This is a genomic window from Mucilaginibacter paludis DSM 18603 (assembly GCF_000166195.2).
GTDB classification, from domain to species: domain Bacteria; phylum Bacteroidota; class Bacteroidia; order Sphingobacteriales; family Sphingobacteriaceae; genus Mucilaginibacter; species Mucilaginibacter paludis.
Window position 1 is genome coordinate 7,806,268 of the sequence record NZ_CM001403.1, and the last position, 14,883, is coordinate 7,821,150.

The following is a 14,883-nucleotide window of genomic DNA, read 5'->3' on the forward strand; positions in this document are numbered from 1 at the left end:
GTTTATCACGTTCATAACGTAAGGGCATAAAACATCGTTTATGAAAAAGCTTTTACTTGTATTGATTTGGTTTGTTTGCCTGCTGGGCTGTAAAAAGGAAGATTTTAGTTATCAATCCGATTTCGAAAAAAGTTATAATGCCTGGCTCAGTTTCAAAAGTACTTCGGGCAATAATTATGACTACACAGTGGTGTCGGGTTCGGTTTTCGGTTTTGGCTCGACAACCATCATCACTGTTATTAATGGAAAAATTACCGCAAGAAGTTACGAGGCCTATCGTATAGCTCAGAGCCCCGGAGGGAATACCACGGTTTTAAAAAGCTGGGCAGAGGATGCCTCTTCACTTAATACACATGCCAGCGAAGGGGCTTTATTGCTAACGCTGGACGAAGTTTATGATAAGGCCAAAAGCGTATGGCTTAAGGCTGATAAAAAAACGAATGATATATCTTTTGTTGCAGCCAATAATGGATTGATATCAGCATGTGGGTATTACCCTAACGGATGCCAGGACGATTGTTTCTTTGGCATTAACATAGCATCTATCAAGGCAAGATAAATGAGCAGCAATACTTATCAGGCATTTGTTTAAGTAAAAAAACAAATGCCGGGTGGTATTGCTATTTTAAAACTAAAGCCCTATATTTGCACCTCATTTTAAATAAACAAAAATAATTAACAATGTACGCAATAGTAAGTATAGCCGGACAGCAATTTAAAGTTGCAAAAGACCAGCACCTCTTTGTACACCGCTTACAGGGAGATGAAGGCGCTAGTATTGAATTTGACAATGTATTGTTAGCAGAAAACGAAGGTAGTTTCAAATTGGGAGCCGATTTGAAAAGCGCTAAAGTAACAGCTAAAATCGTGTCTCATTTAAAGGGTGATAAAGTGATCATTTTCAAAAAGAAAAGAAGAAAAGGTTACAAAAAGAAAAATGGTCACCGCCAGCAATTCACTAAAATAGAGATCACTGGTATTTCGTTATAATTTAAGGTTACACTCAGGGTTGTTATCAATCCATTAAAATATTAAAAAAAATGGCACACAAAAAAGGAGCCGGTAGTTCCAGGAACGGTCGCGAGTCACATAGCAAGCGTTTAGGTATTAAAATTTTTGGCGGTCAGCCAGCAATTGCCGGTAATATCATTGTTCGTCAACGTGGTACCAGGCACAATCCTGATAAAAACGTAGGCATCGGTAAAGATCATACATTATTTGCTTTAGTAGCTGGTGAAGTAGTTTTCAAAAAGAAAGCTGATAACCGTTCATACGTATCAGTTATTCCTTTTCAAACTGCTCCTGTAGCAGAAGATGCCGCTCCGGCACCTGTTGCAGCGCAAGCAGCTCAAGAAGTTGAAGCTCCTGTAGCTAAAGCCCCTAAGGCAGCAAAAGCTCCGAAAGAAGAAGCTGCTGCTGCAGATTCAACTGAAGAAGAAGTTGTTGCTTAATTTAGGCACGCTAATATAAAAAAAGCCCTGATCAAATTGATCAGGGCTTTTTTTATGTGCAGAGCATACGTTATCAGGCAGTGTTTAAAACGTCAAAGCCATCATCCGTAGCTAACTGTAGTCATTACATGAATATCGGTCTGTCCAATTTCATGGCTATCCTGTATGCAGCGTTCATCAGGCCAACATGGCTGTAAGCCTGCGGAAAATTACCCCATTGGCTGCCATCGTTTTCGTCTACATCCTCACTAAATAGAAGTAAATGGTTTGAAAACTTCAGCAGGTTCTCAAATTCGCGAACCGCATCATCAATACGGCCAACAGCAGCAAGGGCTTCCACATACCAAAAAGCGCAGATAAGGAAAGTAGTTTTAGGTTTACCAAAATCATCTGCATATAAATACCTGTAAAACAAACCATTACTTGCTTTTAGTTCGCTTTCTAATGCAATAAGATGATCCTTGGCTTTTTGCGACGTGGGGTCGAGATAGTTCATCATAATAAGCTGTAAGGTACTGGCATCAAGGTTTTTACTACCTACCGAGTTGGTATATACCTTCCGCTCCGGGTCATAACAACTCTCAATATGTTCGGCCGCTCGCGCCTTCAGTGCTATAGCTTTATCTTCCAGCGCCTGATTACCTATCGTCTTCGCCATTTTTTCGGCTGCCGAAGCGCCTGCCCACTGAAAAAGATTACTGTAGCAATGGATGTTGGCAAAATTGCGAAACTCCCAAATGCCAGCGTCCTTTTCATCTATTGTTTTTTCTATCTTAAAAAGCAAATACTCAATCCACCGGGCGGAGTCTTTTCGTTCGCTATAAACAAAACGATGGTCGGTATACAGGGGTAGTATAGATATCGAAACCTGCCCATAAATATCATTCTGAATATGCTCAGAAGCTTGGTTACCAACACGTACAGGCTTATTGCCTAAATAGCCATCCAGGTGATCGAGTACAAATTCTTCAATGTTTTTTTGCCCTGTAATACTGTACAAGGGCTGATACCTAAAATCTTCCGAAAAAGAAATATCGGTAACATATCCAAAGTACCTTTCCATTTCTTCAAAATGGCCTATATGGTTTAGTGCTGTTATTACGTAATAAGTATCTCTCAACCAGCAATAGCGATAGTCCCAGTTACGGCCGCTGCCTGGCGATTCGGGCAAGCTTGTTGTGCTGGCCGCTATAATAGCTCCCGTATCCTCAAACTGATGGATTTTAAGGGCCAGGGCCGATCGGATAACGAAGGGTTGATAAAACGTAGCGATGGTAGAATGCTTGATCCAGATACGCCAATACTGAATCGTTTCGCGCAGAAAGCGGGTAGCCGTACTTATCAAAGGTGCCTCTAAAGGCTCACCATAGGTAAGCACAAGGTATCGTGTTTCGTTCAATACGAAAAATTGTTCATCAAAAACATAGCTCACCGGAATATTGGTAGTTAAGCGGATCTTTTCTTCGCCACCTAAAAATTGGATATGGTTACTCCCGCGGTTTACGGTAAGTTTGGTTGCGCCATATTCAGACACTGGCTCGCACTTTACGCGTATGCGCGGCGAGCCCTCCAAAGGGTCAATCTGCCTGATCAGCATCAGGGGCTTATAATACCTGTCGTGTTCGCGAAATCGGGGGGCGTAGTCTGTAATTTTATATTTACCACCATGCGTATCCGTAATCTCGGTAATCAATACATTTGTATTTTCAAGATAATATTGGTTTGATGTGAAGTCCCCTTCGGGCAGGATGGAAAACTCGCCGCCTTTTTGCTTATCCAGTAAGCCTCCAAATATAAAGGTGCTATCAAAACGGGGCCAGCAAAGCCAGTCGATATTGGTATTTTTATTTACGTGAGCTAAAAAGGCGCAATTGCCAATAATGCCGGTTTGGTAGGTATGTTTTGCCATAGTATATGCTGTAACAGATGTTGATTATACAGCAATAACCCATTATGTTCGGTGTTGTTTTCTAAATTTAATTTCGTGTATATTTAACAGTATGCAAATGGCGGACTACCTGGACAAATTTCAAAAAACCGCGACAGGCTTAAACAAGCATTATTTCGATTCGGCAGGCCTTCATTTTAAGGTAGGAGAGTGGCTGGGTTGTGCCGTGTTAAAAATCCAGAAGCCATCCTGGTGCAACAAGCCCCCGGAAGGTAAACCTTTTGAGCGGTCAATTTTTTTTTCAATATGGGTAAGCGCAGAGGGCATTCAACACAATAGATTGTATTACAATATACACGCATTGAAATTAAGAGAGTTAAATCAATATAAGATCCAAAGTCGCGAATTTGCCCAGGCATTCCGCAACCGATTGGGGCCTTACGCTATAAACTGGCCAAATTTAAGCACCAATTACGGACCGTTAACGCTGATGCAAGGCTGGGTAGAGTTGGATAAACTGGAAGAAGAGGTACCGAAACTTTGCTATAGTTTTAAGCCTATCGCCATTATCATTGACGAATTGCTTACTGAACGCAAAAAACAGATACTTTCAATATCATATTTTTAAAATAGATTTCACAATTACAACAATAGGTATTAGCTTTGGTTAATATTCTATTAAATCTATAGACATTATAATTAACACAACCATGAGTTTAAGATTAGGCGATACCGCACCAAATTTCAAAGCAAAAACCTCGCAGGGCGAGATTGATTTTTACGATTACTTAGGCGACAGCTGGGGCGTATTATTTTCGCATCCGGGCGATTATACGCCGGTTTGCACTACGGAGTTGGGCAGAACAGCTGCTTTGTCTGATGAATTTACCAAGCGTAATGTAAAAGTATTAGCTTTAAGTGTTGATTCTGTTGAGGCGCACCACGGCTGGATCAATGATATTAATGAAACCCAGCACGTAGAAGTAAACTTCCCGATTATTGCCGACGAGGACCGTAAAATATCAGAAGCCTATGATATGATCCATCCTAACGCTTCAGTTAATGCCACTGTACGTTCGCTGTTTATTATTGCGCCTGATAAAACTGTTAAATTGATCATAACTTACCCTGCTTCAACAGGTAGAAACTTCCAGGAAATATTACGCGTGATAGACTCATTACAACTCACCGCAAATTACAGCGTTGCTACGCCCGTAGATTGGAAAGAAGGCGAAGATGTGGTTGTTGTACCCGCCATCAAGACAGAAGATATTCCGGCCAGGTTCCCCAAAGGCTTTACAGAGATAAAACCATACCTCAGAACTACACCTCAACCAAATAAATAATTTTTATTGCATTTTATTGTTAAATTTATATCTTTGAATTTACTGGCTTAATGCATTGATACCCTTTCTGATAATAATTACTTTTTCAGTTTGGTCTTACATTTTAAGCCCAATTTAATTTTTTAATACTACACTATTATTTATTATGAAAACTGGAAAAGTAAAATGGTTTAACACTCAAAAAGGTTATGGTTTTATCGTTACCGATGATGGTAAGGATCTATTTGTACATTTTAAGGATGTGCAAGGCGGTGTGAATGCAATTAAAGATAATGATAATGTAGAGTACGAAGTTGAAGAAGGCCGCAAAGGATTGCAAGCAGTAAACGTAAAAAAGATATAAATTAATTTCAACCATAATTGAGAACCTCTGAATGATCTTCAGAGGTTTTTTTTGTATAATAGACAGTCATCATTTTTATTTACTTTAGCCTACCAATTAAACTTTTTATGCAGAAAAAGGATACTTCAAGAAACGTAATCTTCCTGGTTATTGTGGCCGCGCTCGGTTATTTTGTTGACATATACGATCTTGTACTATTCTCGGTAGTGCGTATTAAAAGCTTTCATGATATTGGCGTTAGCGCCGACGATATGCTTGGCAAAGGGCAGTTTGTGATTAATATGCAAATGGCCGGTTTACTGGTAGGCGGTATTATATGGGGTATACTTGGTGATAAATTTGGCCGCATTAAGGTGCTTTTCGGCTCCATATTGTTATACTCACTGGCCAATTTTGCCAATGGCTTTGCCACTGATGTTAACACCTACGCTATTATCCGTTTAATTGCAGGCATAGGGCTTGCCGGCGAATTAGGCGCTGGCATTACCCTGGTTAGCGAAACCATGAGTAAAGAGAACAGGGGGTATGGAACCATGATTGTTGCCGGTGTAGGCTTATTTGGTGCCGTAGCCGCTGCTACAGTGGCTAAAAACTTTGCCTGGCAAACATCCTATTTTGTTGGCGGCGGCTTAGGGATACTGCTCTTGTTGCTGCGGGTAGGAACATTTGAGTCGGGCATGTTTAAGGTGGTTGAAAAAAGTGGTGTAACTAAAGGCGATATGCGGATGCTGTTTACCAGCAGAAAGCGATTTTGGAAATACCTTTGCTGCATATTAATAGGCATGCCTTTATGGTACGTGGTAGGCATATTGGTTACCTTGTCGCCCGAGTTTGGCAAAGAGCTTGGTGCTGTACAGCCATTGAGCGCGGGTACCGGCATTATGTATACTTACATCGGGATTGCCATAGGGGATATTCTGGCCGGGCTGTTAGCCCAGATTACCCGGTCCAGAAAATTGACCATGTTAGTTTTTTTATTGGTGTCGGTTGTAAGCATGGCAAGCTATTTAAGCGCAAAAAATATTACGCCTGCGCAATTTATAGGCTTGAGCTTGTTTATGGGTATTTCAGTTGGCTATTGGGCAACATTTGTTACCATAGCGTCCGAGCAGTTTGGCACTAACATTCGTTCTACTGTAACCACTACGGTGCCTAATTTTGTGCGTGGCGCCTTAATTCCCATTACGTTTGCATTTAATGCCATTGTGAGCTATTTCGTATCCCAGGAAAAGGCCAAAGGCATCACCCAGTCTACAGCGTTAATCCATAGCGGATATGTGATGATGGCCCTACTTACCATTATAGCGTTGTTTGCCTTGAGCCAGTTAAAAGAAAGCTTCGGCAAGGACCTTGACTACGTTGAACAATGATATCATGGTTCAACCCTGAAGATATCCTTACCTGCCAAACTATACTCGCCTTGGTTGAATAGGCTAATGCCCGGAGCAAAGCCTATTTGTAAAGCGCGAATGTAACTGAGATACCTCAAACTGAAATAGAATACTGTGCCTAAAATCAGGATGATCAGCAATCCGGTTGCAATAATCTTTTTCATGATCTAACTATAATATGCTAACGTGTTACTGTTTTAAACTCTTTAGCGCTACTCCAGAAAATGTAACTTTAGAACTATCCGCAAAAAGATATTTCAGTTGGGGGATAAATATATCATCGAGCTCCAAAGTGCTTTTTTCGCCGATCTGTAAATCGGCTTTTTGAATCATATTGGTCTTATCAATACTAAGCATAGAAGTTGCATTTTTGCTGATACCGGCCCTCGCTTGCAGTAAACCAATGGTATTGTGGTTAAGCCGTACCCTGCTATAGTTATCCTGTTGTAAGTTTAAACTATCCATGGTAAAGCCATTGACAGTTACCGTGCGTTCGTAGCGGTAGTTTGTTGGTTCGTGGTTATCTACAATTCGTGTAGTATCGTACATATAAAAGGCCTGTGCTTTAACAGATATCAATTTGGGGCACGAAATAATTACGCTATTAAACGAGTCTTCAGCGTAGTTTCTTCTAACCATACTAATCACCAACGTTTTCCCTTTCAGGGTAAAATTAATATCCCATGATGGGCTTTTGGTTACATGTATTTTAGTATCGCCCTTGTTAATACTAACATCCATCTGGCTGGCCGCGTTAATCTCTATACGGTCAAAGTTTTTTATATCTACAGTGTTATAATTTTTAAAGGGATTTTTATAGTCTCCCGTTAAAAATTCGGCCCTTAAAGCACAATTGTATATCCCTAACGAAACCACAAAAATTACCAGGGTAGCTAATAAAATCTTATTACTTGTTCTCATGTTATTCCGGTTTAAAGTTTTCTGATTTAAATTTCTCATATCGGGCCTGCAAATCTTCAAGTGATATATCCAATAAGTAGATGTTTCTGAAAAATTCGGGCAGGTCCTGTTGTAAAAAGCGTTCTTTGCGGTAAGCTTTTACTTTTTTAACACCATCGGGCTGTACAAAAAAGCCGATACCGCGTTTATTCAATATTACCTCCTGGCTTTGCAAAAACTCATAGGTGCGCATCACGGTATTCGGGTTAACCTGTAACTCTACCGAAAGATCGCGTACCGAAGGTATCTTTTCGCCGGGACTCCAAGCGCCCCGTAATATTTTTTCGCTCACGTATGCTGCAATTTGCAGGTATATGGCTTCGTTATTTCTAAACTCCATCTCTCTGATTCCTTCCTTTAAACTTGTTTTTCTTTTAGCCTGAAATAGGCGGCAAACCAGATCATCACCGACATGATATAAAACAAAGCATAAATTAATTGGGGGCTATGGTCGTCCGTCAGATCAATGGTTACATTATTAGTACTATTATTATCCCAATAATTAACGCCTGTAAACGGAGGGGGGCCACCAACTGCATGATGAAAAATGAGATGTAAAACCTGCGCGTTTAAAAACCAGATCACCATCGCGATGATAAAAAAGCAAAAAACAGTTTTAATAAAATGCATTTTTTTAAAAAACAGCGCACCGTATATCATGATGGAATGAAAAAAAATATAAAACATATACATCAATAAAAGTATTTGATCTGGCTCAAAAACATTCATTAAGTACTTTGGGCTTGTGGGCGCGTTATGCAATTTCAAAAACAGAATAACTACGGTATAGTAAACCACGATAAAAAGTACCTGGAAAATAACGTATGAATAGAGCCAGCCAACCAAAAATTTCTCGGCTGCCGATGCGGGTAGCGTGAGTGTTGTAATGCTTCTGCGCTTATCACCCAGATTGATAAATATATTACTGGTAAATATGGTTCCCGCAGCAATAAAGAAAAACACAAATACATTGGTTTGTACTTGTATTGACAGGAGCTTATAAGTGTTATTGCTAAGTATCGCTACGGTTACTATCAATATACCCAGCAATACAAAAAGCTGCATCAGGTAGCCGCGGTAATTTTCAATAGTGTGTTTTTTAAATAACGAGGTAAATCGTTTTAAACTAAAGGTCTGGTTCATATTAATTTATTTTTAAAAGATCAATAGTCTGTTGGTTTCCATTAATAATGGCATTAAACAAAAGCTCCATATCCACTTTACTGTACAGGTTTTCGTTATTGGCTACCATGGCGTTTTTTCCGCGCATGCTTTCCTCCTGGTATAAAGCCGGGCGGGTATCATTATTATCCAGCGTGGTAAAATATATCTTCTCGGATATGGCATCCAGCTCCTGGTTTACCACAATTTCCCGGTTATGCAGTACAACTAAGGTGTCGATCAAACTATCCAGATCCCTAACCTGGTGGGTGGATATGATTATACAGCGCTCCTCCGTTAAAACCGAGGCTATAATTTTTCTAAATTGTACTTTGGATGGTATATCCAATCCGTTAGTTGGCTCATCCATTACTAATAAGCTGGTGTTGGTGGCTAAACCGAAAGCAATCATTACTTTTTTTTGCTGACCGAAAGAAAGTTTATCCAATATGGATTCACGCGGCACATCAAACTCGTTCAAATAGGTGTAAAACTGCTGCTCGTTAAACCGGGGGTAAAAGCTTCCTGTATTTTTAACAAACCTTGCTGCGGTAACCGATGGTACATATATTTCTTCGGGGATAAAATACATATCCGCTAAAAAATCAACTAACCTATCGGCACTGTTCAATCCATTTACCGTACACAAGCCGCTTTGAGGGTAGCTTAGGCCGGTAATGTTATGCAGTAAGGTTGATTTACCAGCACCGTTTTTACCTAACAAGCCATAAATGTGTCCTTTAGATAGACTGAGATTTAAATTTTTAAACAGCAAAGCTTTTTTAGTGTACCCAAAATTGAGATCCTTAATTTGTATCATATATCAACGTTGTTTAGTGTATTAGTTAAATAGTACACTACAAAAGTAATTAAAGAAAATACATTTCAAAATATTTATGATTTTTTTTTACTGATAAAGATTCGGATCATTTTAGCCGACTTATTGCGTAAATATTTACAAATTTGCAAGGTATGATCACCAAAGAAGAAATTGCACGCCAGTATCAGCAAATCCAGGACGAAATATGTGCTGGTTTAGAAGGGTTAGATGGGAAAGCTGTTTTTATTGAAGAACGATGGGAGCGGGATGGAGGCGGAGGAGGGCGAAGTCGCGTTATACAAAACGGCAACATCCTTGAAAAGGGTGGTGTAAATTTTTCGGCTGTAGAAGGATTACTTCCGGATACCATCAAAAATGCACTTAAAGTTGATCAGCACGATTTTTTTGCCACCGGGGTATCTATCGTAATCCATCCCAACCATCCAATGGTACCTATCATCCACATGAATATCCGGTACTTTGAAATGCCATCTACCGATAAAGATAAACCGCCGGTTCGCTGGTTTGGGGGTGGGATTGACCTGACTCCGCATTATGTAATAGAAGATGACGTGCGTTTTTTTCACGGTGTATTGAAATCTGTTTGCGACCAGTATGGCGCAGATTTTTATAACCGTTTTAAAAAATGGGCCGACGACTATTTTTATATCAAACACCGGAACGAAACACGGGGTGTAGGGGGGATATTTTACGACCGGATAACAGCCACGGATAATTTATCGTGGGACGATATTTTTGAATTCTCGAAAGCTTTAGGCCGGTCATTTTTACCTGTTTATACCGAACTGGTCAACCGTAACAGGAATAAGGAATACACCGAAGCACACCAGGAATGGCAGTATCAACGCCGAAGCCGCTATGCCGAGTTTAATTTGGTTTACGATGCAGGCACCAAGTTCGGACTGGAAACCAATGGGCGCATTGAGTCCATTTTAATGAGCTTACCGCCCCAGGCAAGGTGGATATACAACTATCAACCTCAGCCCGGTTCAGAAGAGGAACATACACTCAGCCTTTTAAAAAAAGGAATCAACTGGGTATAATATCTTAAGCCGGGCAAGCTTTTACACGGAATGAACTTCGCGTGATGCCGCCCGCATAAATCTAAGTCATGAAAAAACTTTCGCATTTGCTAATGCTTTTAATTGCATTGATCAGCTTTACAGCATCGGCTCAAAATAAAAACAATTTACTACAAGGAACATGGCAGTTTAATGGCGGTACCTATAACGGAAAAACCGATACAGCATCGTTACAATACACCATGCGCCGTGTTTACACTTCCAGCAATTTTAACGCTTTTGCCTGCCAGAAGGGATACAAAACAGAGCGCTATGAGGCTGGCAAATACCGGATTAAAAGAGATACCTGTTTTGAAACCCAAACCTATAGCAGCAGACCATCACAAGCTATCGGTAAAACCATTGCCTACACCTTTAAGATAAGTAAAAAAGAACTTATACTATCCGGCAAGTTGCCCAGCGGCATGTTGGTTGAGGAGCATTGGAAGAAAATTAAATAAATTCAATATTATCGTTATATCATCTTTATATACCAAAAATTATCCACAGCGTACCCCCATACCACATATTTTGTTAACTTCGCACGTCGCTTTAAAAAGTACCTAAATAAAATTATGTCAGGCGACAATTGCTTAAATATAGACAATGGCTGAAGATACAGAGAATGGCGACAACGGGTCGCAAGACAGAATTATCCCAATCAATATTGAAGAAGAAATGCGATCGGCATACATCGATTATTCGATGTCTGTTATCGTATCCAGGGCGTTACCTGATGTACGCGATGGGTTAAAACCAGTACACAGGCGTGTGCTTTACGGCATGTTGAATCTGGGCCTAAATTCCAACAAACCTTATAAAAAATCTGCCCGTATTGTAGGAGAGGTGCTGGGTAAATATCACCCGCACGGCGATTCATCCGTTTACGGCACTATGGTACGTATGGCGCAGGAATGGAGCCTGCGGTATCCCTTGGTTGACGGGCAGGGTAACTACGGCTCGATAGATGGTGATAATCCTGCGGCCATGCGTTATACCGAGGCAAGATTACTGAAAATTGCTGAAGAGATGCTGGCCGATATCAATAAAGATACCATCGACTATCAGCTCAATTTCGACGATACGGAACAGGAGCCAACCGTATTACCTGCCAAATTCCCTAACCTGCTGGTTAACGGAGCATCGGGTATCGCGGTAGGTATGGCCACCAATATGGCACCGCATAACCTCACCGAGGTCATCAACGCCACCATGGCCTATATCGATGATCGAAACATCGAGATCACCGAGCTGATGAAGTTTGTAAAAGGTCCGGATTTTCCTACAGGTGGTATCATCTACGGTTTTGAAGGCGCCCGCGAAGCATCCGAAACCGGTCGTGGCCGGATTATTTTACGTGCCCGTGCAGAGATCGAAGTTTATAACAACGACCGCGAACGCATTATCGTGACCGAGATCCCTTACCAGATCAATAAATCGATCATGATCGAGCGTACTGCCGAGCTGGTTAACGAAAAGAAACTGGAAGGTATATCGGCTATGCGCGATGAATCAAATCGTGAGGGGATCAGGGTTGTTTATGAGATTAAACGTGACGCCAACGCCGCTATTGTATTAAATAACTTATTTAAATATACATCCTTACAAACTTCGTTCAGTGTAAATAACATCGCCCTGGTACACGGTCGCCCCATGTTATTGAACCTGAAGGACCTGATTCATCATTTTGTTGAACACCGCCATGAGGTAATCGTACGCCGTACTAAATTTGAATTGGCCGAGGCTGAAAAACGCGCACACATTCTGGAAGGTTTACTGATTGCTTTAGATCATTTGGACGAAGTGATCCAACTGATCAGAAGTTCAAATACACCTGATGAAGCGCGCGATGGTTTGATGACGCGCTTTAACTTAAGCGATATCCAGGCCCGGGCTATCCTGGACATGACACTTCGCCGTTTAACCGGACTGGAGCGCGATAAGATCAAAGCTGAGTACAACGAGCTGATGAAGCTGATAGATTACTTGAAATCGATTTTGGCCGACGAAGGTTTGCGCATGGAGATCATCAAGAATGAGCTGATAGAGATCAAAGAAAAATACGGTGATGAACGCCGCACGCAGATCGTACATTCATCGGCAGAAATGCAGACCGAAGATTTTATTGAGGATGAAAATGTGGTGATCACCATTTCGCACGAGGGGTATATTAAACGTACACCATTGACGGAATACCGCACCCAGGCCAGAGGGGGTAAAGGATCAATAGGCAGCAACAGCCGTGATGCTGATTTTATCGAGCACTTGCTGATTGCCTCCAATCACAACTACATGTTATTCTTCACCGAATCCGGACAATGTTTCTGGCTGCGCGTATTTGAAATCCCCGAAGGCACACGTACTTCTAAGGGCCGCGCCATCCAGAACATTATCAATATACCGAAAGAAGAAAACATTAAGGCGTATATCAAGTTGACCAGCCTGAAGGATAGAGATTATTTAGAGAATAACTTTATCATCATGTGTACGCGCAAAGGTGTGATCAAGAAAACATCCCTCGAAGCTTATTCCCGTCCGCGTGCCAACGGTATCAACGCCATTAATATTAATGAAGGCGATACCTTGCTACAGGCTACTTTAACTACCGGAAGCAGCGAAATTGTAATGGCGCTGAAATCGGGGAGGGCCATACGCTTTAACGAGTCGACAGTGAGGCCTATGGGCCGTACGGCAACCGGCGTGCGTGGTATTACCTTAGCCGGAGAAAACGACGAGGTTGTAGGTATGATAGCGATTGACGATGCCGAAACTACGGTGTTAGTAGTTTCTGAAAAAGGATACGGTAAGCGTACCGACATTGAAGACTACCGCGTAACCAACCGTGGAGGTAAAGGCGTTAAAACAATCAACGTAACCGAAAAAACAGGGCAATTAGTAGCGATAAAAGGCGTTACTGATGAACATGACCTGATGATCATCAACAGATCTGGCATCATCATCCGTATATCCATGAATCAGTTAAGAACCATGGGACGCGCTACGCAAGGTGTTAGATTGATATCGCTGAAAGAAAACGACAGCATCGCATCCGTTGCCCAGGTTGAGCGCGAAGAAGAAGTTGCAGAGGAAATTTCAGAAATCATAGCCGAGACAGAAGCGCTGGCCGATGATGAAAACAAAACCAGTGTAATTGTTGATGACGTTGTTCCAGAACACGATAACGTTGAAGATCATACCATCGATCCAGAGGAATTGGATACAGACGACGATGATACTGAAGAAGAACCAGAAAAATAAAATATGTCCGTTCGTAAAATAATTTTACTGATAACGTGTATATGTTTAACATCCTCCATTGCCAAAGCGCAATCGGAAGCAATGAAGGATGTTATTAATAACCTTGCTTTCTATCATACCAAAAATGATCTGAAATACTTGGGTGATGCTAAAAAATCGGTTGATAATTCCTTCAAAACCCACGCCGACTCGATTGACCTGGATAAAAATGTATATAAGGCTGTAGTTTACTCGAGTATCTTGTACATCGACTCGTTAAATAAACTTAACCAACCAGATACCCTTCTGTTGCAAACTACCAAATTGGTAAACCGTTTATTAACCAAGCGTAAGATATTCAGGTTTAACATTGAGATGAATTATGCCAAAGGGTGTTTAGCCAATGTATATCAGCGCAAAGCTTTTGACATTTATTCGAAAAACAATTACAGACTGGCTATTAATAATTTTATGCTTGCCAAGCAGTATGCACCCGCAGCGCACGAACTCAATGTTTATCTGGCCAATATTTATTATAAGCTGGGTAATTACAGAACTGCTATCATGTACTATGATACAGTATTACAAGCTAAAATGCCCAAATTAGAGCATATTCAAACCGCTGCCAATATCTACAGAATGCTTGGGGATACGTCAAAGTCGTTACAAACCATCCAACAGGGCTTAGAGATTTATCCAAAAGATAAATATTTACTTTTTGAAGAAGCTAATATCTATAACAACAAAAAGGAATATCCGCTGTTAAAACCTTTGTTGAATGACCTATTGGATGTTGAACCCAATAATCCTGAAGTTGTATTTATGGCTGCAAATTGCTATGATCATTTAAATGAGTTAGACAAGGCAGAAATCGGTTACCAAAAAGCTATAGAAATTAACAATGCTGATTATAACCCGATATTTAACCTGGGTTTACTTTACCTTAAAAAAGCGGTATCAAGTAACAAGCCCGAAGAATACCAGGCTAATATAGGCCAATCAAAGAGCTGGTTAGAAAAGGCAAACGAAATGGCTCCGAACAATGAGTCGTGCTTAAGAGCTTTACAAATGTTATATTCGCAGTCGGGCAACCAAAATATGTTGCAAAAAGTAAATAACAAGTTAAACCAATTTAATCAATTAAACCAACAATAAAGTTGCTGAAGCAAACCGGTCAGCATCTGATATGATTTTATCAACATTA

General features: G+C 40.8%; 17 protein-coding genes. 11 read left to right on the top strand and 6 right to left on the bottom strand.

Translation table 11 applies throughout. The features are described 5' to 3' along the window. Positions 1 to 40: 40 nt before the first annotated feature. From MUCPA_RS33080 to rpmA, 3 genes are all read left to right on the top strand, one after another. On the top strand, positions 41 to 559 hold the full coding sequence (locus MUCPA_RS33080) for a hypothetical protein (RefSeq protein WP_008512675.1): 519 nt from the start codon (positions 41 to 43) through the stop codon (positions 557 to 559). A gap of 122 nt (positions 560 to 681) precedes the next feature. Beyond that, entirely contained in the window at positions 682 to 990 is a 309-nt protein-coding gene (rplU, locus tag MUCPA_RS33085) for a 50S ribosomal protein L21 (protein ID WP_008512676.1), read from the top strand. A 50-nt stretch (positions 991 to 1,040) separates the two neighbouring features. Next, on the top strand, positions 1,041 to 1,451 hold the full coding sequence (rpmA, locus tag MUCPA_RS37370; RefSeq protein ID WP_008512677.1) for a 50S ribosomal protein L27: 411 nt from the start codon (positions 1,041 to 1,043) through the stop codon (positions 1,449 to 1,451). A gap of 124 nt (positions 1,452 to 1,575) precedes the next feature. On the opposite strand, the gene MUCPA_RS33095 is transcribed toward rpmA, so the two are convergent. Next, complete coding sequence (locus tag MUCPA_RS33095; RefSeq protein ID WP_008512678.1) at positions 1,576 to 3,360, bottom strand: glycoside hydrolase family 15 protein; 1,785 nt, start codon at positions 3,358 to 3,360, stop codon at positions 1,576 to 1,578. Between the two features lie 97 nt (positions 3,361 to 3,457). On the opposite strand from MUCPA_RS33095, the gene MUCPA_RS33100 reads away from it, so the two are divergent. The 4 genes from MUCPA_RS33100 to MUCPA_RS33115 all read left to right on the top strand — a co-directional run bounded on the left by MUCPA_RS33100 (position 3,458) and on the right by MUCPA_RS33115 (position 6,398). Continuing rightward, the gene (locus MUCPA_RS33100) at positions 3,458 to 3,967 is read left to right on the top strand and encodes a hypothetical protein (protein ID WP_157544031.1); all 510 of its coding nucleotides are present in this window, start codon (positions 3,458 to 3,460) and stop codon (positions 3,965 to 3,967) included. 82 nt (positions 3,968 to 4,049) lie between these two features. Continuing rightward, a complete protein-coding gene (locus MUCPA_RS33105) occupies positions 4,050 to 4,685 on the top strand; it encodes a peroxiredoxin (RefSeq protein WP_008512681.1) in 636 nt (211 codons plus the stop codon). A 145-nt stretch (positions 4,686 to 4,830) separates the two neighbouring features. After that, positions 4,831 to 5,028, top strand: a complete 198-nt coding sequence (locus MUCPA_RS33110) for a cold-shock protein (RefSeq protein WP_008512683.1) — start codon at positions 4,831 to 4,833, stop codon at positions 5,026 to 5,028. A 107-nt stretch (positions 5,029 to 5,135) separates the two neighbouring features. Further along, positions 5,136 to 6,398, top strand: coding sequence for an MFS transporter (locus MUCPA_RS33115; RefSeq protein ID WP_008512685.1), 1,263 nt, complete (start codon positions 5,136 to 5,138; stop codon positions 6,396 to 6,398). A 2-nt stretch (positions 6,399 to 6,400) separates the two neighbouring features. Here MUCPA_RS33115 and MUCPA_RS33120 read toward each other — a convergent pair whose 3' ends face one another. Genes MUCPA_RS33120 through MUCPA_RS33140 form a run of 5 tightly spaced genes read right to left on the bottom strand, consistent with a single transcriptional unit; the run spans position 6,401 to position 9,360 of the window. Further along, a complete protein-coding gene (locus MUCPA_RS33120; protein ID WP_008512687.1) occupies positions 6,401 to 6,583 on the bottom strand; it encodes a hypothetical protein in 183 nt (60 codons plus the stop codon). 25 nt (positions 6,584 to 6,608) lie between these two features. Continuing rightward, positions 6,609 to 7,340 carry a hypothetical protein gene (locus tag MUCPA_RS33125; RefSeq protein WP_008512688.1) on the bottom strand — a complete coding sequence of 244 codons (732 nt, stop codon included), beginning with the start codon at positions 7,338 to 7,340 and terminating at the stop codon, positions 6,609 to 6,611. A gap of 1 nt (position 7,341) precedes the next feature. Further along, positions 7,342 to 7,719 (bottom strand): GntR family transcriptional regulator, encoded by a 378-nt coding sequence (locus MUCPA_RS33130; protein WP_008512690.1) that lies wholly within the window; start codon positions 7,717 to 7,719, stop codon positions 7,342 to 7,344. 17 nt (positions 7,720 to 7,736) lie between these two features. Next, a complete protein-coding gene (locus MUCPA_RS33135; RefSeq protein WP_008512691.1) occupies positions 7,737 to 8,522 on the bottom strand; it encodes a hypothetical protein in 786 nt (261 codons plus the stop codon). 1 nt (position 8,523) lies between these two features. After that, positions 8,524 to 9,360, bottom strand: coding sequence for an ABC transporter ATP-binding protein (locus tag MUCPA_RS33140; RefSeq protein ID WP_008512692.1), 837 nt, complete (start codon positions 9,358 to 9,360; stop codon positions 8,524 to 8,526). Between the two features lie 152 nt (positions 9,361 to 9,512). Here MUCPA_RS33140 and hemF point away from each other — a divergent pair, with 152 nt between their 5' ends. From hemF to MUCPA_RS33160, 4 genes are all read left to right on the top strand, one after another. Continuing rightward, on the top strand, positions 9,513 to 10,424 hold the full coding sequence (gene hemF, locus MUCPA_RS33145; RefSeq protein ID WP_008512693.1) for an oxygen-dependent coproporphyrinogen oxidase: 912 nt from the start codon (positions 9,513 to 9,515) through the stop codon (positions 10,422 to 10,424). A 68-nt stretch (positions 10,425 to 10,492) separates the two neighbouring features. Beyond that, entirely contained in the window at positions 10,493 to 10,903 is a 411-nt protein-coding gene (locus MUCPA_RS33150; RefSeq protein WP_008512694.1) for a hypothetical protein, read from the top strand. 145 nt (positions 10,904 to 11,048) lie between these two features. After that, positions 11,049 to 13,700, top strand: coding sequence for a DNA gyrase subunit A (gyrA, locus tag MUCPA_RS33155; protein WP_008512695.1), 2,652 nt, complete (start codon positions 11,049 to 11,051; stop codon positions 13,698 to 13,700). Between the two features lie 81 nt (positions 13,701 to 13,781). Then, entirely contained in the window at positions 13,782 to 14,834 is a 1,053-nt protein-coding gene (locus tag MUCPA_RS33160) for a tetratricopeptide repeat protein (protein ID WP_040626787.1), read from the top strand. Positions 14,835 to 14,883 lie beyond the last annotated feature (49 nt).